Annotated in this window: 18 protein-coding genes; 10 read left to right on the top strand and 8 right to left on the bottom strand. The window is 69.0% G+C overall.

Annotation, left to right across the window (positions count from 1 at the left end; genetic code table 11):
- The 5 genes from ACIQLD_RS14500 to ACIQLD_RS14520 all read left to right on the top strand — a co-directional run bounded on the left by ACIQLD_RS14500 (position 1) and on the right by ACIQLD_RS14520 (position 7193).
- Complete coding sequence (locus tag ACIQLD_RS14500) at positions 1 to 1059, top strand: LacI family DNA-binding transcriptional regulator (protein WP_402608994.1); 1059 nt, start codon at positions 1 to 3, stop codon at positions 1057 to 1059.
- Between the two features lie 42 nt (positions 1060 to 1101).
- Entirely contained in the window at positions 1102 to 2298 is a 1197-nt protein-coding gene (locus ACIQLD_RS14505; RefSeq protein ID WP_402608996.1) for a Gfo/Idh/MocA family protein, read from the top strand.
- Complete coding sequence (locus tag ACIQLD_RS14510) at positions 2295 to 3230, top strand: DMT family transporter (RefSeq protein WP_402608998.1); 936 nt, start codon at positions 2295 to 2297, stop codon at positions 3228 to 3230. Before ACIQLD_RS14505 ends, ACIQLD_RS14510 begins: the two co-directional genes overlap by 4 nt.
- Positions 3231 to 3376: 146 nt before the next feature.
- Positions 3377 to 3964, top strand: a complete 588-nt coding sequence (locus tag ACIQLD_RS14515; protein ID WP_402609000.1) for a TetR/AcrR family transcriptional regulator — start codon at positions 3377 to 3379, stop codon at positions 3962 to 3964.
- Between the two features lie 16 nt (positions 3965 to 3980).
- Positions 3981 to 7193, top strand: coding sequence for an efflux RND transporter permease subunit (locus ACIQLD_RS14520; RefSeq protein ID WP_402609002.1), 3213 nt, complete (start codon positions 3981 to 3983; stop codon positions 7191 to 7193).
- A gap of 133 nt (positions 7194 to 7326) precedes the next feature.
- Here the strand turns inward: ACIQLD_RS14520 and ACIQLD_RS14525 are convergent, their stop codons facing one another.
- On the bottom strand, positions 7327 to 8223 hold the full coding sequence (locus ACIQLD_RS14525) for an aldose 1-epimerase family protein (RefSeq protein WP_402609004.1): 897 nt from the start codon (positions 8221 to 8223) through the stop codon (positions 7327 to 7329).
- Between the two features lie 282 nt (positions 8224 to 8505).
- Here ACIQLD_RS14525 and ACIQLD_RS14530 point away from each other — a divergent pair, with 282 nt between their 5' ends.
- Positions 8506 to 10797, top strand: a complete 2292-nt coding sequence (locus ACIQLD_RS14530; RefSeq protein ID WP_402609006.1) for a DEAD/DEAH box helicase — start codon at positions 8506 to 8508, stop codon at positions 10795 to 10797.
- Positions 10798 to 10986: 189 nt separating this feature from the next.
- On the opposite strand, the gene ACIQLD_RS14535 is transcribed toward ACIQLD_RS14530, so the two are convergent.
- Positions 10987 to 11526: a YaeQ family protein gene (locus ACIQLD_RS14535; protein WP_402609008.1), complete on the bottom strand. Its 540-nt coding sequence runs from the start codon at positions 11524 to 11526 to the stop codon at positions 10987 to 10989.
- 46 nt (positions 11527 to 11572) lie between these two features.
- Positions 11573 to 12664: an Rv2578c family radical SAM protein gene (locus tag ACIQLD_RS14540; protein ID WP_402609010.1), complete on the bottom strand. Its 1092-nt coding sequence runs from the start codon at positions 12662 to 12664 to the stop codon at positions 11573 to 11575.
- Between the two features lie 74 nt (positions 12665 to 12738).
- On the opposite strand from ACIQLD_RS14540, the gene ACIQLD_RS14545 reads away from it, so the two are divergent.
- The 3 genes from ACIQLD_RS14545 (at position 12739) to ACIQLD_RS14555 (ending at position 16192) form a co-directional block, all read left to right on the top strand.
- On the top strand, positions 12739 to 13668 hold the full coding sequence (locus tag ACIQLD_RS14545; RefSeq protein WP_402609012.1) for a M15 family metallopeptidase: 930 nt from the start codon (positions 12739 to 12741) through the stop codon (positions 13666 to 13668).
- A 151-nt stretch (positions 13669 to 13819) separates the two neighbouring features.
- A complete protein-coding gene (locus ACIQLD_RS14550; protein ID WP_402609014.1) occupies positions 13820 to 14983 on the top strand; it encodes an acyl-CoA dehydrogenase family protein in 1164 nt (387 codons plus the stop codon).
- A 111-nt stretch (positions 14984 to 15094) separates the two neighbouring features.
- Positions 15095 to 16192 (top strand): serine hydrolase domain-containing protein, encoded by a 1098-nt coding sequence (locus ACIQLD_RS14555; RefSeq protein ID WP_402609016.1) that lies wholly within the window; start codon positions 15095 to 15097, stop codon positions 16190 to 16192.
- Between the two features lie 219 nt (positions 16193 to 16411).
- Here the strand turns inward: ACIQLD_RS14555 and ACIQLD_RS14560 are convergent, their stop codons facing one another.
- From ACIQLD_RS14560 to ACIQLD_RS14580, 5 genes are all read right to left on the bottom strand, one after another.
- On the bottom strand, positions 16412 to 17017 hold the full coding sequence (locus ACIQLD_RS14560) for an ECF transporter S component (RefSeq protein ID WP_402609018.1): 606 nt from the start codon (positions 17015 to 17017) through the stop codon (positions 16412 to 16414).
- Complete coding sequence (locus ACIQLD_RS14565; protein WP_402609019.1) at positions 17014 to 17889, bottom strand: siderophore-interacting protein; 876 nt, start codon at positions 17887 to 17889, stop codon at positions 17014 to 17016. Before ACIQLD_RS14565 ends, ACIQLD_RS14560 begins: the two co-directional genes overlap by 4 nt.
- Before the next feature lie 12 nt (positions 17890 to 17901).
- Complete coding sequence (locus ACIQLD_RS14570; protein WP_402609021.1) at positions 17902 to 18720, bottom strand: energy-coupling factor transporter transmembrane component T; 819 nt, start codon at positions 18718 to 18720, stop codon at positions 17902 to 17904.
- On the bottom strand, positions 18717 to 20408 hold the full coding sequence (locus ACIQLD_RS14575; RefSeq protein WP_402609024.1) for an ABC transporter ATP-binding protein: 1692 nt from the start codon (positions 20406 to 20408) through the stop codon (positions 18717 to 18719). The genes ACIQLD_RS14570 and ACIQLD_RS14575 overlap by 4 nt, the downstream gene beginning before the upstream one ends.
- Before the next feature lie 84 nt (positions 20409 to 20492).
- Entirely contained in the window at positions 20493 to 21038 is a 546-nt protein-coding gene (locus tag ACIQLD_RS14580) for an ECF transporter S component (protein ID WP_402609026.1), read from the bottom strand.
- A 167-nt stretch (positions 21039 to 21205) separates the two neighbouring features.
- Here ACIQLD_RS14580 and ACIQLD_RS14585 point away from each other — a divergent pair, with 167 nt between their 5' ends.
- Positions 21206 to 24439 (top strand): S8 family serine peptidase, encoded by a 3234-nt coding sequence (locus tag ACIQLD_RS14585; protein WP_402609028.1) that lies wholly within the window; start codon positions 21206 to 21208, stop codon positions 24437 to 24439.
- Positions 24440 to 24561 lie beyond the last annotated feature (122 nt).

Consider the following 24561-nt stretch of genomic DNA (forward strand, 5'->3'; position numbering starts at 1 on the left):
ATGGTGAAGAGCGAACACCCGGCGCCCCGGCGCCCGACACTGCGCATGGTGGCCGAACGGGCCGGGGTGTCGACGGCGACCGTGTCGTACGTGTTCTCCGGACGCGCAGGGTCAGCGTCGGGTGCCGGCGTCGCCGAAGCCACGGCCGCGCGCGTGCTGGCAGCAGCCGATGAGCTGAACTACCGACCGAACAGCGCGGCGCGGGCGATCCGCACCGGACGCAGCGGCATGGTGCAGCTCTCGCTGCACATGTTGAGCGACCCGTGGTCGTTGGCGGTCGCCGACGCGGTGAACGCCGAAGCGAACAAGCAAGGCCTCACCACGTTGATCCTCGCCGACGGCGACTGGCACGCGGCCCTCGACCGGGTCGAGAGCGACGTGGCATACCTCGACGGCGTGGGCCTCGACGACGAGGCGCGGCAGAATCTCAGCGACCTCGTGCGGCGCGGTCAGCGTCTCGTGGTGTTCTCCGAACATCTCGAACCCGACGGATTCGATGTGATCCGCTCGGATGCGATCCCCGGCTGCGAGATCGCGATGGACCATCTGCTGGAGCGGCACACCGCGATCGGATGCATCGCCGCGGAGGGAGCCGTGCGCCTCGCCGGCGCGCAGGTCACGCGCTACACGCCCTACGTCGAGAAGCTGGCGGCCGCCGGCATCGAACCGGACCCGAGCTGGACCGTGACGTATGCCGACACCCAGGCGAGCGCCTTCACCGCTGCGGTCGAGCTGCTGTCGGGCGAGAACCGGCCGCGAGCGGTGTACGCCACGACCGACTTCGCCGCGATCGCCGCGATCAACGCCGCGCACATGCTCGGTCTGCGGGTGCCGCACGACGTCGCGGTGGTGGGCGTCGGCAACACCCCGGACGCCCGCCTGATCGCGCCCACGCTCACCACCGTCGGCCCCACCGACTTCTACGAGCGGCAGGCGCGCATCATCGTCGACCGCGCCCTCGAGACAGACCCCACCCCTGGGCGCCTGCACGACTTCGCATGGTCGCTCATCCCCGGCGGATCGACCGACCTCGACGCCCCCGCACCGCGGGCCCGTTGACCTCGGTATCCCGCACAGACTCATCACACAAGAAGGACCATCGTGGATCTCCAGATCGGCATCATCGGCTTCGGCGCGCGCTCGACCCTGCAGGAAGAGGTGCATCGCCCGGGGCACGGCTCACGCATCAGCGCCGTGTGCGACCTCGCGCCGCGCGCTCGCGACGACGCCCGCGCCCTCGTGCCGGACGCCCTCATCACCGACTCGCTCGACGAGCTGCTGGCCTCCGGGGTCGACGCCGTCATGGTGCTTACCCCCGACGACACGCACGCAGCGCTCAGCATCCGTGCCCTCGAAGCCGGGGTGCCCGTGTTCTGCGAGAAGCCCCTCGCGATCGATCTCGCCGACGCCGACCGGATGCTCGAGACCGCACGCCGCACCGGCACGGGACTCTACATCGGCCACAACATGCGTCATATGCCGGTGATCACGCTGATGCGAGGGCTGATCCAGAGCGGACGCATCGGCCAGGTCAAGGCCGTCTGGGTGCGCCACTTCGTCGGACACGGCGGCGACTTCTACTTCAAGGACTGGCACGCCGACCGCCGTCGTACGACGGGACTGCTGCTGCAGAAGGGCGCCCACGACATCGACATCATCCACTGGCTCGCCGGCGCCTACAGCGAACGGGTCTCCGCGATGGGCGCCTTGAGCGTGTACGGCGACATCACCGACCGGCGTGACCGCACCGGGGAGCGGATGCCCGACTGGTTCAGCATGGACAACTGGCCGCCGACGGCCCTGACCGGTCTGCACCCGGTGGTGGACGTCGAGGACATCTCGATGGTGAACATGCAGCTGGAGGGCGGCATCTTCGCGTCGTACCAGCAGTGCCACTTCACGCCCGACTACTGGCGCAACTACACGGTGATCGGCACCGAGGGCCGCATCGAGAACTTCGGGGATGTGGCCGGCAGCGAGGTCAAGCTGTGGAATCGACGTCATGCCGGAGCGGCGGCGGCCGACGAGACCTTCATCGTCCCTGAGGTGCCCGACGCCGGACACGACGGTGCCGACGCGCTGCTCGTCGCCGAGTTCCTGCGGTTCGTGAGGCATGGCGGTCTGACCGAGACATCGCCCGTCGCGGCACGTGAGGCCGTGGCGGCGGGCATCCTCGCCACCGCATCGCTGCGGGGTGACGGGTCGGCGATCGAGATTCCGCCGCTGGACCCCGAGCTCGTGGCCTACTTCGAACGCGGACAGGTCGAGCGCGGACAGATGGAGGCCGCACTGGTATGAGTGCACCGCGGGTCACTACGAGGTCGGTCTCATCGAGCACCGACCGCGTACGGCTCGCACTCGAATCCGTAGCGCTGGTCGTGCTCCTCGCCGCCACCTGGGTGATCGCGGGAATCGCGCTGGAGGGATCCGGCGTCGGCGTGGTATCCGCGGGGCGCACGGCGTTCGCCGCACTCGGCCTGCTGGCGGTGGTGTCTCTCGCCAGAAGCTCCTCGCCGCGGTCAGGTCCGCGGTACACGGGGTGGCAATTGGTCATCCTCGCCGTCACGGGCGTCGCCGGCTACACGATGCTCTCCACCCTCGCCATCGCTCTCGCGGGTCCGACGATCCCGAGCCTCGTCCTGGCGCTCTCGCCCGCGGTGGTGCTGCTGCTGGAGAGTGCTCTGGCGCGCACCCGGGTGCACCCGCTCGTGCTCGCGGCCACACTCTCCGCGATCACCGGCGCTGCGCTGTACGTCGCCCCGCGGGTCGACGGCGGTGCGGGTGCGAGCGTGGTCGGGGGCGTCCTCGCCGCCCTGGGCGCGATGCTGTCGGTGTCGGTCTACGGAGTGCTCTTCGCGCACGTGAACCGCGACCACTCCGGCCCGGTCGCCCCGCGCATCCTCCCGGTCTTCGCCCTCGGAAGCGTCCCGCTGGTGGTGTGGGCGGTCATCGAGGTGAGTTCCGGCGAATCGATCGCACCGGTCAGCATCGCCGTGCTGGCACTGCTCGGCCTCGGCATCTACGTGCCCGGGTATCTGGTGCAGCACCGCATCATCCTCGCCGCCGGCCCCTCGTACGCGGCACTGCTCGGGCTCGCAGTGCCGCCGCTCGTGGGCATCGCCTCGGCGTTCCTCGGTCTCGCAGCAGTCCCGGGCGCCGTCCAGGTGTTCGGCATCGCGCTCACCCTGGTCGGGATGCTCGTCGTCATCGGGATGAAGTTCCGTGCGTGACCTCCCGTTTCGAATCGCGCAATCGGTCGTATCCGGGGCGGATATGGGGCAATTCGCGCGATTCGAAGTGGGTGGCCCCGGCTTCCCAGCGTCCTCACAATCCGGAAATGTACAAACGTACATGTACGGATGTCCAAGGGGGCGGGATGAAGCATGGTGTGCGTCGTCGACGTGACCCTGAGGCGCGCCGTCGGGAGATCGTGACCGCGACGGCCGAGCTCATCGTCGAGGTGGGTGCCGAAGCCGTCACACACCGCATGGTGGCCGCGCGTGCCGGGGTGCCTCTCGGGGCGACGACGCAGTACTTCGACACCCTCGACGATCTCAGGGCTGCCGCGTTCCGCGCGCTCGCGGAAGAGGTCGATGCCCGCCTCGACGGAGTGCGTCAGACCATCGCCGAGCGCGGCGACAGCCCTGACGTGATCGCCGCGCTCGTGTTCGAGAGCATGGACGACCACCATGCCGTGCAGGCCGACCGCGCCGTGGTCACCGCCGCCGTGCACGACCCGCGCCTGCGAGATCTCGCCCGCCACCTGTCGGACCGCCTCGTCGAACTGCTCACGCCGACCTATGGCGAAGACCGTGCCAGAGCGGCGATGATCTTCATCGACGGCGTCATGTGGAGCATGCAGATCCGCGACGACCGTCTTGCCCAGTCCTTCATCGAGTCCGCACTGGCGCGGATCCTCGGAGACGACGTCTCCACCCCTTCCGCAGCGACAGCCACACCCTGACACCGAGGAAACCGCCTTGTCGAAACTCGCCATCCTGAGCCTGAAGAACCGCGCGCTCATCGCCCTCATCACCATCGTCGCGGCGGTGTTCGGCGGGCTCGCGCTCACGAACCTCAAGCAGGAGCTCATCCCGTCGCTCGAGCTGCCCGCACTCGTCGTCATGACGACCTACCCCGGCGCCTCGCCCGAGGTGGTCGAGAACGACGTCTCCACGCCGGTCGAAGCGGCGATCCAGGGCGTGCCCGGTCTGGAGTCGACCACCGCGACCAGCACCACGAACGCCTCGATCGTGCAGGCGATGTTCGCCTACGGGACGAATCTCGCCACGGCCGAGCAGAAGATCCAGCAGGCGATCAACCGCATCTCCTCGCAGCTGCCGGAGGATGTGACCCCGCAGGTGCTGTCGGTCTCCATCGACGACTTCCCGGTGATCCAGGTCGCCGTCACCGGCTTCGAGGATGCCGACAACGCGCAGGCCGAGCTCGAATCGGTCGCGATCCCCGAACTCGAAGACGTCGACGGCGTCAACGCGGCCGAGATCGTCGGTGGGGTCGGTCAGCGCATCAGCATCACGCCCGATGCGGCGAAGCTCGCCGCTGCGGGCCAGAGCACCTCGGCGATCAACGACGCGCTGGAGCAGAACGGCACGCTCTTCCCCGGTGGCGACATCACCGAGAACGGGCAGACGCTCACCGTGCAGACCGGGGCGAAGATCACCTCGGTAGAAGAGATCGCGGCGCTCCCCCTGGTCGGTTCCGACGTCACGATCGGCGATGTCGCGACGGTCGTGCAGGAGTCCGATCCGGTCACCTCGATCTCGCGTGTGGACGGCGAGGACGCGCTCTCGATCTCGATCACGAAGCTGCCGGCCGCGAACACGGTCGAGGTGTCCAACGGCGTGATCGCCGCGCTCGACACGATCGGCGACGCCTTCCCCGACGCTCAGTTCACGGTGATCTTCGACCAGGCACCGTTCATCGTGCAGTCGATCGAGACGCTCGCCACCGAAGGCCTCCTCGGCCTGGTGTTCGCGGTGCTCGTGATCCTGCTGTTCCTGCTCTCGGTCCGGTCGACGCTCGTCACCGCGATCTCCATCCCGACCAGCGTGCTCATCACGTTCATCGGGCTGCAGGCGTTCGGATACTCGCTGAACGTGCTCACTCTCGGTGCGCTCACGATCGCGATCGGTCGCGTGGTCGACGACTCCATCGTCGTGATCGAGAACATCAAACGTCATTACGTCGGCGATGCCGACAAGGGCGACGCGATCCGGCTCGCGGTGCGCGAGGTCGCCATGGCGATCACGGCGTCCACCATCACGACCGTCGCCGTGTTCCTGCCGATCGTCTTCGTCGGCGACATGGTCGGCGAGCTGTTCCGACCATTCGCGATGACCGTGACGATCGCGATGATCGCCTCGCTCCTGGTCGCGTTGACGATCGTCCCGGTACTCGCGTACTGGTTCCTCAAGCCCGGCAAGCCGCTGCTCGACGAGCACGGCAATGCGATCGACCCCGAGCACCCGGATGCGCCGCCGACCTGGTTGCAGCGGCAGTACCGTCCGATCCTGGGGTGGACCCTCAAGCACTCCGGCATCACGGTGATCCTCGCGGTCGTCGTGCTCGGCGCCACGCTCGCCGCCGCGCCGCTGATGAAGGTCAACTTCCTCGGCGACTCCGGCCAGAACACGATGACCATCACGCAGGACCTCGGCCCGACGGCGAGCCTGCAGGCCAAGTCGGATGCCGCTGTCGCGGTCGAAGACGCGCTGCTCGACGTCGACGGCATCGAGCACGTGCAGGCCTCCATCGGCACGAGCGGCTCGGCGCTCAGCGACGCGTTCTCCGGTGGTGCGGGTGTCACGTACTCCGTGCTGACCGACGCCGACGCCGACCAGGAGAAGCTCCGCGCCGATGTGCAGGACGCGATCGACGGCCTCGGCGACGACGTGGGCGATGTCGCGGTCTCGGCCTCGGCCGGCTTCGGGTCGAGCGACATCGAGATCACGGTCAGCGCGTCGAACGCCGACGACCTCCAGACCGCGACGACGGCACTCGTCAAGGAACTCGACGGGCGCGACGGCGTCGGTCAGGTGACGGATAACCTCGCTGCGTCGCTGCCCTACATCGCGGTCGTGGTCGACCGGGAGGCGGCCGCCCAGCGCGGACTCTCCGAGGTCGCCGTCGGAGCCATCGTGTCGGGCACCATGCGCCCGCAGCAGGCAGGATCCGTCGAGATCGACGACACCGCGCTGACGGTCTACATCGTGACTCCGAACCCGCCGGCCACGGTCGACGCGCTCAAGGCCCTCGCGATCCCGACCCCCACCGGCATCGTGCAGCTGCAGGACATCGCCACCGTCGAGCAGCAGAACGGACCGACCTCGATCACCACCGAGCAGGGCCGTCGCACCTCGACGATCACCGTGCCTCCGGCATCCGACAACCTCGCCACCGCCACGCAGTCGGTGAACGAGGCTCTCGCGGCGGTCGACCTGCCGAACGGAGCCTCCGCAGAGGTGGGCGGCGTCGCATCGCAGCAGGCGGACTCGTTCTCGCAGCTCGGCCTCGCGATGCTCGCAGCCATCCTGATCGTCTACGTGGTGATGGTCGCGACGTTCAAGTCGCTGCGCCAGCCGCTGCTGCTGCTCGTGTCGGTCCCGTTCGCGGCGACCGGTGCGATCCTGCTGCAGATCATCACGGGCGTGCCGCTCGGCGTCGCGTCGCTGATCGGTGTGCTGATGCTCATCGGCATCGTGGTGACGAATGCGATCGTGCTCGTCGACCTCGTGAACCAGTACCGGGAGAAGGGTCTGTCGACCATCGAGGCGGTGAAGGCCGGTGGCGAGAAGCGACTGCGGCCGATCCTGATGACCGCGCTCGCGACGATCCTCGCCCTCACTCCCATGGCTCTGGGCATCACGGGGCACGGCGGGTTCATCTCGCAGCCGCTCGCGATCGTCGTGATCGGCGGTCTAATCTCGTCGACCGTGCTGACGCTGATCGTGCTGCCGACGCTCTACAACCTCGTCGAGGGGGCCAAGGAGCGGCGCGCGGCGCGCAAGGCGGGCGGATCGGATGCCGGCGGAGCCCCGGTCGCGGATGCACCGGTCGGCCCGGATGTGTCCGGTGCCGCCGTGGCGTCGGCGCAGCCGGTGCTGATCGATGCCTCGGGCCTGCCGCATGCGCCGCAGCTCACCCGCCGCGAGATGCGCGAGCGCGGGGAGTAGTCGCGCTCTCGGCTCCGCCCGGCCGAAACGGAGATCATGTGCGCCGCGTCCGGCGAGTCACCATCCGACTCGCCGGCGCCGCGTCATTCGGTCTCCGTTTTCGCTGAAGAGCCTCGCGGCGGGGCTCGTCGAGTCAGCTCAGCGTGATGCCCCAGCGCAGGGTCCAGGTCTCGTCGGGGACGAGTCGGCGGATGCCGAGGCCGCTGTTCAGGGCGTCGGCCGGTGCGGTCATCGGCTCGATCGCGACCGCGAGGCTCTGACCGGGATAGGTGGGTGTCGTGTACACCTGCACGTAGTCGAAACCCTCGCCCTGCCAGAGCGTCACGCGGCGACCGTCGGGCGCGGTGAGCGAGTGGCGTACGCGGCCGTCGGGGTCGCGGGAGAGATCCGTGAAGCCGGTGTCGAGGGTGACGTCTCCCAGCCGGACGCCCTCGCGCAGGGCGGCATCTGCCGTTCGGGTGCCGGTGGGGAGCATTCTGTCGTCGGTCTCGAAGGCTGTCTCCGCGGGAATCCGCAGCACGAGGTCATGCGGGTCCACGTCGCCGATCGTCACGAACGGGTGGGTGCCGAGGGCAACCGGCGCGGCCGTGGTCGACCGGTTGGTGAGCGTGTGGGTCACCTCGATGCCGTCGGGCGTGAGCGCGTACTCGACGGTGGTCTCGATCAGGTACGGGTATCCCGTCTGCGGGAAGATGGTCGCCCGCAGCACGGCCTCTCGGTCGGTCTGCGACGCCTCGTAGGCGGTGAAGCGCAACAGACCGTGGCTCGCATTGTTCAGCTTCGGCTCGGTGATCGCGAGCCTCCGCGCGGTGCCGTCGTCGTCCCACTCTCCGTCGCGTACCCGGTTCGGCCACGGGGCGAGGACCACGCCGGAACAGGCCGGCGTCGGCAGCTCGAGAGGATACGGCGGCACGAGGTCGACGTCGTCGATGCGCAGCGAACGCAGGGAGGCGCCGACCTGTGCGATCTGTGCGGTCACCCCGCCGTGTCGAAGGCTGATCTGGGCGCCGGTGGGCGAAGCGGTACTCACCTCGTCATCGTACGGCCAGGACCGGGTCGGCGGTCTCTCAGGAGCGTCGGCTACACTTGAGCGGTCGGCTTCGGACACCCGCGCGTTGGCGCGGACGTTTTATGTGTGTGAAGTGTGAGTCCAGGGGCCGATGGTGAGCGTCGCTCGACGCTAATCAACCATCACATGAATGGCCCCGGCCGCTGACAGTCCGGAACCCCGCTGGTCGAGTTCGACCAGGCGCAGGGTGCTCGCGCGTGCGCGCGGCGCTGTTCTCGTGCGAGAACACAGAAAGACATCGCAATGCCGAAGAACAAGAAGCCCCGCGGCGGACGTCCGTCCGCGAACTTCGAACCGCGCTACGGCGCGAAGAAGACCTCTTTCCACGACCGTCACAACGGCGGCCCCGCTCGTGACGGCGCACGCGATGAGCGCGGTGGACGATCGGATGCCGGCGACCGTCGCACCGCTGCATCCGCGGGCGGGTACGACCGTCGCCCCGGCAGTCGCAGCGCCGGCCACCGCGGCTACCGTCCGGCCGAAGCCGAGTCGGGTGCACCCAAGCAGCGCTGGGGCGCGTCGGAGCGCGCCGGCCGCGACGAGGCACGCGGGATCCGCAATCGTGCGGAGTCCGGGCGTCGTGAGGCCCCGCACCACCGCAACGACGAGCGCTCCGAGCGCCCGCGTTACAACGACCGCCCCAGCGCCGGCGGCCGTTTCGACGACCGCCCGCGTCGCGACGACCGTGGCGGACAGCGCCCGACCGGACAGCGCCCGACCGGACCCGGAACCTACCGTGACGAGCGTGGTGGCGATCGCCCCCGGTTCGACCGTGACGACCGTGCGCGTCGCGATGACCGCAGCGCCGGCACCCAGCGTCAGGGCTTCCGCGACAACGACCACCGCGATGGCGGCCGTCCGGTTCGCGACGATCGCCGCGGTGCCGAGCGTCCTCGGTTCAACAGCGATCGTGGTGCCGAGCGCCCTCGGTTCAACAGCGACCGTGGCACCGAGCGTCCCCGGTTCGACCGTGACGACCGCCCGCGTCGCGACGACCGCGCCGGCGACCGCAGCCGGTCGAACGACCGCGGCACCGACCGCCCCGAGCGTTCGTACGACGCCGACCGCGCGCGCCGTGCCTTCGACCGCGACCGCACCCAGCGTTCATACGAGGGGGGCCGTGACGAGCGTTCGCGTCCGTCGACCGGTGGCGCGTACCGCACCGAGCGCCCGCGCCCGCTGACGTCGGACACCCGTGGGCGTCCCGCACGCAACGAGCGTCCGAGCCGCAACGACTGGAACGCCACCAGCCGTCCTGCATCGACCGGGGCGAAGTTCGCGCCGGGAGACGACGTCGTGCACGAGCGCCTCGAGGCGAAGTCCGTCGCAGCGGTCGAGGTCGATGGTGTGACCTTCGGCGACCTCGGTCTCGGGTCGAACATCGTCGAGACGCTCGTCGGCATGGGCGCGGCCACACCGTTCCCGATCCAGGCCGCCAGCATCCCCGCCGTCCTCGCCGGGCGTGACGTGCTCGCCCGCGGTCGCACCGGCTCGGGCAAGACCATCGCCTTCGGCGCTCCGCTCGTCGAGCGCGTGCTGCAGTCGCAGGCCGGCAAGCGTCGTGAGTTCGGCCGGTCGCCGCGCGCGATCATCCTCGCTCCGACGCGTGAGCTCGCGCTGCAGATCGACCGCACGATCCAGCCCATCGCCCGCAGCGTGGGTCTGTTCACCACCCAGATCTACGGCGGTGTGCCGCAGGGTCGTCAGGTGGGCGCGCTCAAGAAGGGCGTCGACATCGTGATCGGCACTCCCGGTCGCGTCGAAGACCTCATCAACCAGGGCAAGCTCGACCTCTCGGACTGCCGCATCGCGGTGCTCGACGAGGCCGACCACATGTGCGAACTCGGCTTCGTCGAGCCGGTGCAGCGCATTCTGCGTCACACCGCGGACGGCAGCCAGAAGCTGTTGTTCTCGGCCACGCTCGACCGTGAGGTCGCCGCCCTCGTCGACGAGTTCCTCGTCGACCCGGCCGTCTACGAGGTCGCTGGTGAAGACCAGGACTCCAGCACGATCGAGCACCGCGTGCTCGTGATCGAGCACCGCGACAAGGCCGACATCCTCACGTCGCTCGTGGATCGCGACGGCAAGACGCTGGTCTTCGCCCGCACCCGCGCCTACGCCGACATGCTCGCCGAGCAGTTCGACGACGCCGGTATCCCGGCCGTCTCGCTGCACGGTGACCTGAACCAGGCCAAGCGCACGCGCAACCTCGAGCGCCTGACCTCGGGGCGCGTGAACGTGCTCGTGGCCACGGATGTCGCCGCCCGCGGCATCCACGTGGACGACATCGACCTTGTCGTCCAGGCCGATGCGCCCGACGAGTACAAGACGTACCTGCACCGCTCGGGTCGCACGGGTCGCGCCGGCCGCTCGGGTCGTGTCGTCACGCTGATCACGCGTCAGCGTCAGCGCCGCATGACCGAGCTGCTCGAGCGCGCCGAGATCGACGCCCCGTTCGAGAACGCCCGGCTCGACGACGACGTGATCGAGGAGATCGCCGGTCGCGTGCCGACCGCGGCGGACCTCACCTCCTGAGTCCTGTCGTGATGAAGGCCCTGTCCGCTTCTGCGGGCGGGGCCTTTCGCGTCTGACCGCCGCGAGATCCCGTGCTCTCGACGAGTGCACCGGATGCGTGCGTGTGGATGCCGTGCGTTCGGCGAGATCCCGTGCTCTCGACGACCTGACGGGGCCTGGCCTGGCGGGGCGGGGCGGGGCGGGTGCGCGTCAGGACAGCTCGTGCACGTGCACGGCGGAGGTCAGGTTCGTGCCGTTGAGGTCGAGATAGATCACGCTCTCGGTCACGGTGAGGGTCATGGTGTTGCGGCGTTCGATCAGGGCAGCCGCGGTGTCGATGAACCCCGGGTCGAAGCTGTAGACGCGGATGTCTTCGCGGCGGTGGATGCGCTTGTCGGTCCACGGCGCCATCACTTTGGCGGGGTCGCGGTGGGTGTACACCACGGTGCGCTCGGCGAGTCTGCTGCCGTAGTGCAGTCGCTCGGCGTCGGGCGCCCCGATCTCGACCCAGGCGGTGATGAGTCCGGTGAGATCGCGGACGAGCACCGCGGGTTCGTCGGTCGACGAGATGCTGCCGCCGAACGCGATGCCTTCGGCGAACTCGAGCCCGTAGGCCAGCACGCGGGTGAGCATGTAGGCATCGGTCTCGGAAGGATGCCGCGCCACGCGCAGCGAGTACTCCTCGTAGACGCCGCGATCGGTGTCAGCGAGCTGCACCTCGAATGTGTGGACTGTGGAACCGATCGCCATGATCCCCGAGCCTACGCGGCTGCGGGATGCATGCCCGACCGCCGGGTCAGAAGAGCATCGGCTGAGCGGGGGATGCCTCGGCTCGAGCGCTGGGGGTGAACCTCACCGCGGCAGCGGCCGCAGCGCTCGTCTGCACGTGGCCCTGCCCTGGTCGGAACCCGCGCCGAGGGTAGTCGTCTTCGTGGCGGCCGTCGAGTCCGTGCATGCGGATGAGCGGACGGGTGCGCTTGGCGAGCCACTGCCGGTATCCCTTCGGCGCCTCGGCGGAAGCCCCGGGATACAGCCCCCGGTACGACGAGACGAGGTCGGGGCGATGGGTGTCGAGCCATTGGAAGAACCACGGTTTGACGCCCGGTCGCAGATGCAGGGCACCGTAGATGACGTTGCGCGCCCCCGCCTCCTTGATGCGGACGAGGGCACTGTCGATCGCGGCGAGCGAGTCGGTCATGTGCGGCATGATCGGCATCAGGAACACGGTCACGGGGAACCCGGCGTCGGCCAGCGCGCGCACGGTGTCGAGCCGGGCCTGGGTGGTCGGGGCTCCGGGCTCGATCGCCTTCTGCAGGTCGTCGTCGTACATCGCGATCGACATCTGCACGTCGATCGGCACACGTGCGGCGGCTTTCACGAGCAACGGGATGTCCCGGCGGATCAGCGTGCCCTTGGTGAGGATCGATATCGGGGTGCCGGATGCCGCGAGCGTCTCGATGATGCCGGGCATGAGCTTGTATCGCCCTTCGGCGCGCTGGTACGGATCGGTGTTCGTGCCCAGGGCCACTGTCTCGTGTTCCCAGCTGCCCTTGCGCAGTTCGCGTGCGAGCACCTCGACCACATTCACCTTCACGACGATCTGCGAATCGAAATCGGACCCGCCGTCGAGGTCGAGATACTCGTGCGTGCCGCGGGCGAAGCAGTAGACGCAGGCATGCGAACACCCGCGGTAGGGGTTGATCGTCCAGGCGAACGGCATACGGGAGGCGCCCGGAACATGATTCAGCGCCGATTTCGACAGGACCTCGTGGAACGTCATGCCCGCGAACTCGGGGGTGGTCACCGAGCGCAGCACGCTCGACCGATCTTCGAGGCCGGGCAGCGCCGCTGCATCCGTCTCGCCCAGTTTCTGCCCCTGCCACCTCATCTCCCAATTCGAACAGAAAGACGATCTCGGCGCAAGTGACTCTGCGACATATCTTCGAATGAGAAGATGGATCAATGCCCTTCCTGCCGCACGCTCAGCATGCGGCTCCGCGGTCCCCGATCCGCGGGCCTGCATTGCCGATCGGCGTCGCCCTGACCGCCATCGGGATCCTGCTCTCGATCGGTTCCGGTCCGGTGTCGCCGTCGGGTGCCGAGTCGATGCCGGTGCCGGTCGCGGTCATGCAGGTTCCACCGGTCAAGGTCGCCGCCACGACCGCGGCCGACCCCTGCGCCGAGCCGTCGGTGCAGCAGGCGATCGCGAATGGCGACGATGCCGCCACGATCGCGGGATTCGGAGGAGGGGCAGCCTTCCGCGCGGCGGTCATCGCGGGCAACGCGCCGTGCATCTCGCTCAATGATCCTGCGCGCCTCTGGGTCGTGGTGAACAAGTCGCTGCCGCTGAACCCGCCCGAGTACGAACCGGCGGATCTCGCCTCCGTGCCCCTGCAGATGACGACGCCGTCCGGACGGGTGCGCTCCGACGTCGCCGCCGCTGTCGGCCAGATGGCGGATGCGGCCCTCGCCGCCGGTGTCGGACGCATCGGCGCGAACAACGGCTACCGCTCCTACTCGTTGCAGGTGACGACCTACGGATCGCACGTGCGATCACAGGGGCAGGCGGATGCGGACGCGGGGTCGGCACGCCCCGGTCACAGCGAGCATCAGACGGGTCTCGCGCTCGACGTGGTCGCGTGCGGTACGGGCTGCGGCGGCCTCGACGGCTTCGGGGGAACACCGCAGAGCGACTGGGTCGCCGCCCACGCCTGGGAATACGGCTTCATCGTGCGCTATGAGCAGGTCGGCACCCCCGTGACGGGGTACGCGCCGGAGCCGTGGCACCTGCGCTACGTCGGAGTCGACCTCGCGGCGGCCTACCACGAGGGCGGGTACCACACGCTCGAAGAGTTCTTCGCGCTTCCCGCCGCTCCGGATTACGTGCACTGAATCGGTGGGAACGCCCCGGTTGCGACATCCGACAACCGCGGTACCCAGTGCCACGTTTTATGGGATGCATTCTCACAACGTCCTGTCCCGCGCCCTCTCCGCGACATAGAATCGCCGGAGCAACGATGCATGAGACGTTCAGGAGGACGGCATGGAACGCGACATCTACGACGAGGATCACGAGGCTTTCCGGGACCTGGTCAAGGACTTCGTCAAGCGCCACGTGACTGGCGAGGCGATCGAGCGGTGGGATGCCGCGGGGGAGATCGACCGGGGGACCATGCTGGCCGCCGGTGAAGCGGGTCTGATCGGACTGTCGGTCCCCGAGGAGTTCGGTGGCGCCGGGATGCTGCAGGACTATCGCTTCCGCACGATCGTGATGGAAGAGGTCATCGCCGCAGGGGCCGGTTCGCTGGCGGGTGCCTTCGGCATCCAGGACGACCTGGCCGTGCCCTATCTCGTGCACATGGGAACGCAGGAGCAGAAGGAGAAGTGGCTGCCGCGCATGGCCACGGGAGAGGTGCTCGGCGCGCTCGCGATGACCGACCCCGGCGCAGGCTCTGATCTGCGCGGCATCAAGACCAACGCCAAGAAGGTCGACGGCGGCTACATCCTCAACGGCGCGAAGACGTTCATCTCCTCTGGCACGACGGCCGACGTGGTCGTGACCTTCGTCAAGACCGGCGAAGGCAACCGTCCCGATGCGTTCAGCCTGCTGCTCGTGGAGAAGGGCATGGAGGGCTTCGACCAGGGTAAGAAGCTGAGCAAGATGGGCTTCCACGGCTGGGACACGGCCGAGCTCAGCTTCACCGACGTGTTCGTCCCCGACGAGAACCTCATCAGCGGCAAGGAGGGCCAGGGCTTCATCCAGCTGATGCTGAACCTGCCGCTCGAGCGCCTCTCGATCGGCGTCGCCGCTGCCGCAGCGGCACAGGCCGCTTTCGATTGGACCGTCGCCTACACGAAGGACCGCGAGGCGTTCGGTGAGCGCATCGCCGACTTCCAGAACACCCGCTTCCGGCTCGCCGACATGTCTGCGACCACCGACGCGATGTGGGCGTACATCGACCGTGCACTGCTCGCCTACAAGGACAACAAGCTCTCCGCTGAAGACGCCGCGAAGGTCAAGTTCTGGGCGACCGAGCGCGAGTGGGAGGTGCTCGACATGGGAGTGCAGCTGCACGGCGGCTACGGCTACATCATGGAATACCCGATCGCCCGTGCCTTCACCGACGCCCGGGTGCACCGCATCTACGGCGGCACGAACGAGATCATGCGTGATCTCGTCGGCCGTCAGATCGCCGGCAAGCGCTGACGCCGTGCTCCTGAAGAGGCCCCGGATTCCTGATCCGGGGCCTCTTCTCGTCTCAGCCGGATCGCCGCGGAGGCGTGGACACGGGCGCTGCCGCCGGGTTGAATCGAGGGCATGACGACCTCGCTCCCGCAGATCCTGGAAGACCACGTAGCGCGGGGCACCGCCCCGGGGATCATCGGCGTGCTCGGCGCTCCTGGCGGCGCGATCGAGATCGTCACGGCCGGCGATCTCCCGGCGGATGCGATCGTCCGCATCCAGTCGATGACGAAGCCGATCCTCGCGGTCGCGGCGCTGCGCCTCGTGCAGGAGGAGCGGCTCCGGCTCGACGATCCGGTGGAGCGGTGGCTGCCCGAGCTCGCCGCCCGCCGGGTGCTGCGCGCACCGGATGCTCCTCTCGATGCCGCCGAGCCTGCGACGACGTCGATCACGCTGCGGCACCTGCTCACCAACACCTCCGGGTACGGCGTGCAGGTCGTTCCGTCGCCGCTGGCGGAGGCGATGATCGGGAACCGGACGGCTGCGGGGCAGGAGCCGGTCGCGATGGGGGCTCAGGAGTGGCTGGAGGCGCTCGCCGCGCTCCCGCTGGCGTTCGAACCCGGCACCGGATGGCGGTACCACCACTCCTTCGGGATCCTCGGGATCCTGCTCTCGCGGGTGGTCGACGGTTCGCTGGAAGATCATCTGCGGCGCGACCTCTTCGCCCCGCTCGGCATGGTCGATACCGGGTACACGGTGCCTCTCGACCATGCGCACCGGCTGCCCGCCGCTTATCGCCACGATGGCGGGACACTGGTCGAGATCGAGCCCGCCGCCGGGGGATTCTCCGTCGCGCCCGCTCCGTTCGACCTCAGTCATTCGGAGCTCGTGTCGACCGCGGCCGACTATGCGGCTTTCGCGGGGATGCTCGCCGCAGGGGGACGGCATGACGGCAACGTCATCATCGACCCCGAACTGCTCGCTCTGATGCGCACCGACCAGGTGCCGTCGAGCGCGAAGACCGACGACAGCTTCTTCCCGGGATTCTGGGAGGGCACGGGCTGGGGGTTCGGCGTCGCGGTGCAGACCGATGGAGAGAACGCGGGTCGCTACGGCTGGTCGGGCGGGCAGGGGACGGACTTCTGGATCGATCCGGACGGCTCGTATCGCGTCGTGCTGAGTCAGGTCGAGATGGGCCCGGAGATAATGGGGCTGTTCGCCGACGTGCAGTGACGCTCTCTGGCACCACCGGGCATCCGACTGGCGCACTGTTGCCGACGCGGCGTCGCTCGGTGTTCTCAGGATGCCGACCGCGACCGGGACCGCGCGAACCCCGAGGCTCGGCGGGCGCGCACGCTTCGACATCGCCGCCTGACGACTCAACGCCCGCCTGACGACGCCGCCGCGAGTGATGACGTCGATGCGTGACGTGGGCGGCCGCGCTCGCGAGGTTCAGCGGTGCTTGCGGACTCCGGCCCTGCCGAGACCGGTCGCACCGACTCCCGCCCTGCGCAGGCGGTCGGCGATCAGGATGCCCAGAGCGGTCGCACCGACGCAGCTCGCGATGGTCACGGCGAAGAACGTGATCTGGGCGAAGAGCGACATCGACCCGAGATCGAACCATGCCCACGCCGAGATCGGGTACACGATGCCGACCGCGACCGCACCGAGATAGTGCATCCACGTGCCCCAGTAGCGCCAGAGCACGAAGAGGAACGGCAACTCCGTGAATGCCGCCCACCAGAGATTGGTCAGCACGGTGCGAAAGCCATATCCGGAGAACGGCACCATGACGAGGCCGGCGATCAGGGCAACAAGCAGCCCGACGAGTGGACGACGGAGCAGCCGCAGCGCGATCACCGACGGCAGCAGCCAGAGACCGGCGAGCGCCATGCCCACGAACGGGAGCGGCCCGGTCAGCACGGTCGAGAACCAGTTCATCGGTGCGAGCAGCACCGCTCCCGCGACGCCGAGCGCCGCGCAGGTCAGCAGGATGGCGGTGGGGAAGCGGAACCGTCCGCCGGTGCGGGGCGTCCGGCCCGCGGCATCCGCGCTCATGCCAGGGGCTCCGCGGCAGCTTCGCGGGCGGCCTTCGACGCGGGGGAGGCCGCACCGATCTTCCAGTATCCGCAGAAGCTCACCGCGTTCTTGTCCACCCCGCGCTCGCCGACGAGGTGTTTGCGGGCACCCGACGCGAGCGCCTGCTCACCCGCCGCGTACGCATGGAACGGGGCCTCGGGCAGGGCTGTGCGGCCGAGCGTCTCCAGCGCGAGGGAACCGGGGGCGACATCGTGCGGGCGCACGATCCACACGACCTCGACGCCAGCGGGATGTGCGAACTCCAGCGCATCCTCTTCGCTCGGTGTCTCCACGATCGCGGTGCCCACGGCGTCCACCGGCAGCGAGGCGCAGATCGAGGAGATCGCGGGCAGCGCGGTCTCATCGCCGATCAGCACGACGCGATCCGTACCGCGCTGCGGATTGAACGTCAGGCCCTCGTCGATGATCAGCACATGCTCGCCCGGCTGGCAGGTCTCGGCCCACCGAGACGCCGGGCCGGCCGTTCCGTCGGCCGCCGAGCCGTGCAGCACGAAGTCCACGTCGATCTCGGCGCCGGCGTCGGCCGTGGCCGCTCGAAATGCGCGCACGCTGTAGTTGCGCATCACCGGACGTTCGCCGTCGGGGATGCGCAGGAACTTCAGGTAGCCGAACATCTTGTTGGCCTTCGCCGGCACCCGGTCGAGGCCCGCGTCGCCGCCGATCGGCAGGAACAGCCGGAACCACTGGTCGAACCCCATCGGGCGGAACTTCTCGATCTCGCCACCACCGAGCGTCACCCTGATCCAGTGCGCAGACAGTCGTTCCGTGCGCAGCACCACCAGGTGGATGAGCTCGGTCGTCTCGGGCTTGACCATCTTGCTGAATGCCATCGGGGGTGCCTTTCAGGGAAGCTGCCAGGGGAAGAACGCGACGAAGATGGCAGCGGATGCCAACAGGGTCGCGATGACGAAGACGGTGTCGCGCGTGCGGAACGGGACGAGGTGCCGCTCGGTGCGGGTCGCGTGCGCGCCGAACGCACGGGAGTCCATCGCGAGTGCGACGCGTTCGGCGTGACGGATGGCACCGGCGAGAAGCGGCACGATGTACCCCCAGCCTCGGGCGATGCGTGCGAACGGGCCGCGTCCGCCGTGGTAGCCGCGCACCCGGTGTGCCTCCCGGATCACGGCGAGTTCGTGCCCGAACCGCGGCACGAACCGGAAGGCCGCCAGTGCCGTGTAGCCGATCCGATACGGCACCCGCAGCTGCTGCACGCTGGCCCGAACGAGGTCGGGTCCGCTGGTCGTGAGTCCGCCGACGAGCGCGAGCGCGACGATCGAGCCGAGTCGCAGTGCCGTCGCGAAACCGATCACGAGTGCTCCGCTGTAGAGCGTCCAGTCGCCGATCCGCAGGATGGGGGAGCTCTCCGCGACGAGTCCGGTGTCGACCCACAGGGAGAATCCCACCCCGATTAGCAGCATGCCGGCCGGGAGCCCCAGCAACAGCAGGGCGAGGAGTCGGCCCGTGAGACGGGCCCCGACCAGGATCAGGACGTAGGCGAGGATCAGGAAGGCCGCGGGGGTGGCCAGATCCCGCACGAAGACGAGCAGGAGCATCGCCGGTGCGAACCCGGCGACCTTCGCGAGCGGGTTCAGGGCATACAGGAACTGCCGTCGCGAGGTCGCGGTCATCCGCGCGTACGGATCGAAGGTCGTCGCCGTCACGAGGTCACCCCGAGCCCGGTGGAGGCCAGCACGCGCTGCAGTGCGGGCAGGCGCAATCCCGCGTCGGCGAACAGGCGCTCCTCCTGCAGCAGGGTGGCGGTGGGACCGACCGCCCGCACCCGGCCGTCGGCCAGGACCACGACGTGGCTGGTGTGCTCGGCCACGAGCTGGAGGTCATGCGTGACGATCAGGATGGTCGTGCCTTCCGCCCGCAGGTTCTGCAGCAGGTCGAGCAGCTCGGCGGCCCTGGCGCGGTCCTGTCCGAAGGTGGGCTCGTCGAGCGCCAGCACGCGCGGGCGGGTGATCAGGGCGGTCCCCACCGACAGGCGACGCTTCTCCCCTCCGGAGAGCAGGAACGGATGCACGGCCGCCTTGTGCTCGAGGCCGAAGCGGGTCAGCATCTCGCCGACCCTGGTCGAGATCTCGTCATCGGAGACGTGGCGCAGCCGCAGTCCGTGGGCCAGCTCGTCGAACACCGTGGGGGCGATGAACTGGTGTTCGGGATTCTGGAAGACGAACCCGATGCGCGCGGCGAGATCGCGCGGCGAGGCGGTGCCTGGATCGACACCGTCGACGGACACCTGACCGCGGGGCGGCGGCACGACCCCCGCGAGTGCCTGGATCAGCGTCGTCTTGCCCGCGCCGTTCGCGCCGACGATCGCCGTGAGGCTGCCGGGTTCGAGGTCGAGATCGATCCCGTGCAGGATCTCGGTGCGTCGTCGGCGCACGGTCAGCCCGCGAGCGCGGATGATCGGCTCGGTGTGTGGCGTCGCCTCGCCGCGGGGTCGGGAGATCTCGTCGGTCGTCGAGTGGGGGGCGGGCGACGGAAGGCCTTCTCGATCGAGCGCTGCGGCGAGCTCCTGCGGCGACAGCGGCAGCGGGTCGAGCGAGAATCCCCGTTCCCGCAGGCGGAGCGCCGCCAGCGTTGCGGCAGGGAGCCACACGCCCATCCCGACCAGCTCATCAGCGTGGTTCCTGATGACCTCGGCCGCCGGTCCGTCGAAGGCGACCCGGCCGTCGCGGTCGAGCACGATCGCCCGCGTGACGAACGCCATCGCCGCGTCGAGGTTGTGCTCCACGAGCATGATCGCCCGGTCTCCGGCCGAGACCACCTCCGTGAGGGCGGCGTAGACATCGTCGATGCCCTGGGGATCGAGGTTCGCCGTCGGCTCGTCGAGCACGATCAGCGGCGACCCCATCGCCAGAGCTCCGGCGATCGCGAGCCGCTGTCGTCCGCCGCCGGAGAGGTGGTCGGGGTTCTCGTCGCGCCGTTCCCAGAGGCCGACCCGACGCAGTGCCTCCTCGACCCGGCCCTCGATCACGTCGAGCGGAAGCCGCAGGTTCTCGGGGCCGAACGCGACCTCGTCGTAGACGCTGCCGGTGACGATCTGCGCATCCGGATCCTGGAACACCATCGCGACGTGGGTGCTCAGCGCGGCCGTCTGCGCGCTGGCCGTGTCGATGCCACCCGCTTCGACGGTGCCGGTCATGCTTGCCGGCAGAGCGTGCGGGATCAGTCCGTTGAGCGCGAGCGTGAGCGTCGACTTGCCGGAACCGGACGGTCCGAGCAGGAGCACGACCTCCCCGGCAACGATGTCGAACGTCACGTCGCGTGGCGAGGGGTGCACCGCATCGGCGTGGGTGAGGGAAAGCTCACGCACGCGGAGCAGGGGCGCGGATGGGCGCACGGCGGAGTCCCGGGTCGGCGGATCGTACCCCTCTAACTTAGCTGAGCCTTACCTGATTCTCCATCGGGCGCAGAGGGTCGACGATCAGCGCCGGGCGACGCCGGCACGCCTGAGCGCGGAGCCGATCGCGAGGCCCACTGCTGTCCACGCGATCGGCCCGAGCACCGAGATCGCGAGGTAGAGGATCTGCGCCCACAGCGGCATGACCGAGAGGTGAGCGGCGAAGAACACGACGACCGCCACGAAGACGCCGATGATCGCGGCAGAGATGAAGAAGCGCCACGGCCCCCAGGCGCGATACCGCGTGAGCGCGGCCACCCCTTCCTGGATCAGGCCGAACAGCAGGGCGGTGCCGATGAAGCGCAGCGCCCAAGCCGGGTTGAAGGCGCTCGCGATCAGGGCGGCGAACACATGGGTGATCAGCGCCACGAGCGGCAGGCGCAGCACCTCTTGCGCGATGATGCCCGGCAGCACGTGCGAGCCGAGCACCAGACCGTAGAGGAACAGCAGAGGGCTCGCCAGCAGCACCGGCGTCACCCATCCGGCTATGCCCGCGAGGATGCCCGTCGCGACTCCGATCGCCGCGCAGACGAGCAGTACTCGGGTCGACAGGACGGAGGTACGGGCCACCTCTCCAGCTTACTGTCGACCTATCGGGAGGGCGGCCGTGGATAACCCTGGCCGATCGGCGATGGCCGATTGGTCGATCGACCAGATCTCGTGTCGATCGCTGAGGGCGGGGCTATGTTGGCCGCGGTGCAGCAACGAGGTTGCACCGTGATCATCGGGAGCACCACATGGGTCGAACACCCCTCCGGATGGCAGCGGCCACCACCCTGGCCACGCTGTTCATCGCATCGACAGCAACCACCGGCTACGCCGCGACGGAGGAGGTGACGCACCCCGTCCCCGTCGCAGGCACCCCCGGACATTACATCGTGGTGATGAAGTCGGATCCGCTCGCCACCTACGAGGGTGACGTGAAGGGCCTGAAGGCCACCAAGCCCGCCGAAGGCGAGCAGCTCGAAACGCAGTCGCAGGATTCGCAGCGTTACGTCGAGCACCTCCAGACCGAGCAGACCGATCTCGTCAGCGACATCGGCGTGACCCCCGACACCACATATCAGGTGGTGCTGAACGGGTTCAGTGCCGAGCTCAGCGGCGAGCAGGTCGACGCGCTCCGCGCTTCGAAGGACGTGCTCGGCGTCTACCCCGATGAGATCCGCCACCCCGATGCGCAGACCTCGACCGACTACCTCGGACTCGGCGATGACCGCAAGGGTCGTGGCGGCGTGTGGCAGCAGACCGGGGGAGTCGAGAAAGCCGGAGAAGGCGTCGTCGTCGGTGTGATCGATACCGGAATCGCCCCCGAGCACCCCTCCTTCGAGGGCAAGAAGATCAAGAAGCAGAAGAAGCAGCACAACCGCAATAAGGGCGGTCAGCCCTACACCGACGGCACCTACGTCTACTTCGACAAGTCGGACGGCGGGCAGTTCCAGGCCGCGATGGTCGAGGGTCAGGACTGGGACAAGAGCGACTACTCCTCGAAGCTCATCGGCGGACAGTACTTCTACGCGGGTGCGGAGGCCGCCGGCTTCGACTTCCAGTACGACTACCTCTCGCCGCGTGACGGCGACGGACACGGCTCGCACACCGCGAGCACCGCCGCGGGCAACTTCAAGGTCAAGGCCAGCATCGAGAACGTCGATTTCGGGACGATCTCGGGAGTCGCGCCCGCCGCGAAGATCTCCGCCTACAAGGCCTGCTACGTCGGTCCTGACACGACGGTCACCACCGACGACATCTGCGCGCAGAGCGACCTCATCGCCGCGATCGATCAGGCCGTCGCCGACGGCGTCGACGTCATCAACTACTCCATCGGCGGAGGAGCCGCCAGCACCGTGATGGCGCCGGAGGACCTCGCGTTCTTCAACGCCGCGGCTGCAGGCGTCTTCGTCGCGACCAGTGCAGGCAACGACGGCCCCGACTCGGTAACGGCCGACCACGCATCGCCCTGGTACACGACCGTCGCCGCCTCGACCATCCCGACCTGGGAAGGCACCGTGCAGTTCGACGGGTTCGCGCAGGCCGGAGCCTCGGTGAGCGTGCCGTTCGGTCAGACCGTCACCGGCCCGTCGATCGCCGCCGTGGATGCCGCCGCGGCAGGTGCGACGGATCCGCAGCTCTGCCTGCCGGGCACCCTCGATCCGGCGAAGGTGGCCGGACACATCGTGGTCTGCGACCGTGGCGGCAACGCCCGCGCCGAGAAGTCGCAGGTCGTGAAGGATGCCGGGGGCATGGGCATGGTCCTCGTGAACGTCCCCGGTGGTGCCGACTCGCTCGACAACGACTTCCACGCGGTGCCGACCGTGCACCTCAACGCGGTGCACCGCGCCGCCGTGCTCGCGTACGTGCAGGGTGGCGTGGATCGCCCGATCACGCTCGTCGGTGAGAACACCACGGGTGTCACCACACCGACGCCGCAGATCGCTGGCTTCTCCAGCCGTGGACCGATGCTGGCAGACGGCAGCGATGTGATGAAGCCGGACGTCGCGGCTCCCGGCGTCGCGATCCTCGCAGCGACCGAGAACGCTCCGGGCGAGAAGCCGACCTTCGGCATCCTCTCCGGCACGTCGATGGCCTCGCCGCACGTGGCCGGTCTCGCGGCACTGTACCTCGGCGAGCGCCCGAAGGCGACCCCCGCCGAGATCAAGTCGGCGATGATGACCACCGCCTACGACACGGTGCTGCCCGACGGGTCGAAGAACACGAACCCCTTCGAGCAGGGCGCGGGTCAGGTCGACCCGAAGCGGTACCTGAACCCGGGTCTGCTGTACCTCAACGGCGTGAAGGACTGGGCGGCGTTCCTCGACGGGAAGGGCCTGTCGGACTTCCCCGGCATCGAGCCCATCGACGGCAGCGATCTGAACCAGGCGTCGATCTCGATCGGCTCGCTGACCAGCGCGCAGACGGTCACCCGCACGGTCACCTCGACCGAGAAGGGCACCTTCACCGCCAAGGCCTCCGTTCCGGGAGTGAACGTCAAGGTCACGCCGCAGCAGCTCAAGTTCGACCGCCCCGGTCAGACGAAGACCTTCACGGTCACGTTCGACAACGCCAGCGCCCCGGTGGAGCAGTGGGCCACAGGCTCGCTGACCTGGACGAGCGCGAAGAACACGGTGCGCTCGCCGATCGCACTGTTCCCGGTCACGGCCGACGCTCCGGCCGAGGTCACGGGCACCGGTGTCGACGGCAGCACCACGGTCGACATCACGCCCGGTCTCACCGGAGACCTCGCGCTCGGGCTCTCGGGTCTGACCGCGTTCGAGCTGCTCGCGGATGCGGACAACCCCGTGGAGGGCCACTCGGGTGATGAGAAGTCGGGCGACGCGAACAAGGACGTGTCGTGGATCGTGAACGTGCCGGAGGGGACGACGCTCTCGCGGTTCGACCTCGACTCGTCCGACGACAAGGGCAGCGACCTCGACCTCACCGTGTACCGGGTGGTGAGCCCGGACGACCTGCAGTACTACCAGCGCTGGCGTTCGGCCACCGGGTCGGCGGATGAGCAGGTCACGATCCCGTCGCCGACGGCGGGCACGTACCTCGTGGTGGCGAACATCTACTCGACGACGGGTCCGATGACGTGGGACATGACCTACGCCAACGTGCTGCCCGACGGCGAGGGAGACCTCACCGCCACGCCGAACCCGCTCGCTGCGGTGCGCGGCAAGCAGACGTCGTACGATCTCAGCTGGTCCGGCCTGACCGCCGGTACGCGTTACCTCGGCCTCGTGCAGTACGGCGAATCCGATGTCCGCACCGTGCTGACGGTCGACGTGCCGAACGCGAAGGCACCGGAGACCCCGGCGCCCGAGAGCCCGGCACCGGAGACTCCGGCGCCCGAGACTCCGGCACCGGAGACCCCGACGCCCCAGACTCCGGCACCCGAGACGACCGCGCCGGCCACGCCCGCGCCGCAGTCGTCGGCGCCGGCGACGCCCGCACCGCGAGGGGAGAAGCGGGAGTAGCCGCAAGCACGACAGCACTGCACCCCGTGGTCGTTCGACCACGGGGTGCAGTGCTGCGCTGGGGCATCCGTTCATCGCGTGATCGGCGCCGCTCGTCGCATCACGCGCCCCCGCGGGCCCAT

This window comes from Microbacterium sp. NPDC091662, assembly GCF_044756705.1.
In the GTDB taxonomy this organism is placed as follows: domain Bacteria; phylum Actinomycetota; class Actinomycetes; order Actinomycetales; family Microbacteriaceae; genus Microbacterium.

Coding starts and splice junctions, on each gene's coding strand:
- ACIQLD_RS14500 (WP_402608994.1), top strand. CDS start 1: ATGGTGAAGAGCGAACACCCGGCGCCCCGGCGCCCGACACTGCGCATG.
- ACIQLD_RS14510 (WP_402608998.1), top strand. CDS start 2,295: ATGAGTGCACCGCGGGTCACTACGAGGTCGGTCTCATCGAGCACCGAC.
- ACIQLD_RS14515 (WP_402609000.1), top strand. CDS start 3,377: ATGAAGCATGGTGTGCGTCGTCGACGTGACCCTGAGGCGCGCCGTCGG.
- ACIQLD_RS14530 (WP_402609006.1), top strand. CDS start 8,506: ATGCCGAAGAACAAGAAGCCCCGCGGCGGACGTCCGTCCGCGAACTTC.
- ACIQLD_RS14535 (WP_402609008.1), bottom strand. CDS start 11,526: ATGGCGATCGGTTCCACAGTCCACACATTCGAGGTGCAGCTCGCTGAC.
- ACIQLD_RS14540 (WP_402609010.1), bottom strand. CDS start 12,664: ATGAGGTGGCAGGGGCAGAAACTGGGCGAGACGGATGCAGCGGCGCTG.
- ACIQLD_RS14545 (WP_402609012.1), top strand. CDS start 12,739: ATGCCCTTCCTGCCGCACGCTCAGCATGCGGCTCCGCGGTCCCCGATC.
- ACIQLD_RS14550 (WP_402609014.1), top strand. CDS start 13,820: ATGGAACGCGACATCTACGACGAGGATCACGAGGCTTTCCGGGACCTG.
- ACIQLD_RS14555 (WP_402609016.1), top strand. CDS start 15,095: ATGACGACCTCGCTCCCGCAGATCCTGGAAGACCACGTAGCGCGGGGC.
- ACIQLD_RS14560 (WP_402609018.1), bottom strand. CDS start 17,017: ATGAGCGCGGATGCCGCGGGCCGGACGCCCCGCACCGGCGGACGGTTC.
- ACIQLD_RS14565 (WP_402609019.1), bottom strand. CDS start 17,889: ATGGCATTCAGCAAGATGGTCAAGCCCGAGACGACCGAGCTCATCCAC.
- ACIQLD_RS14585 (WP_402609028.1), top strand. CDS start 21,206: ATGGGTCGAACACCCCTCCGGATGGCAGCGGCCACCACCCTGGCCACG.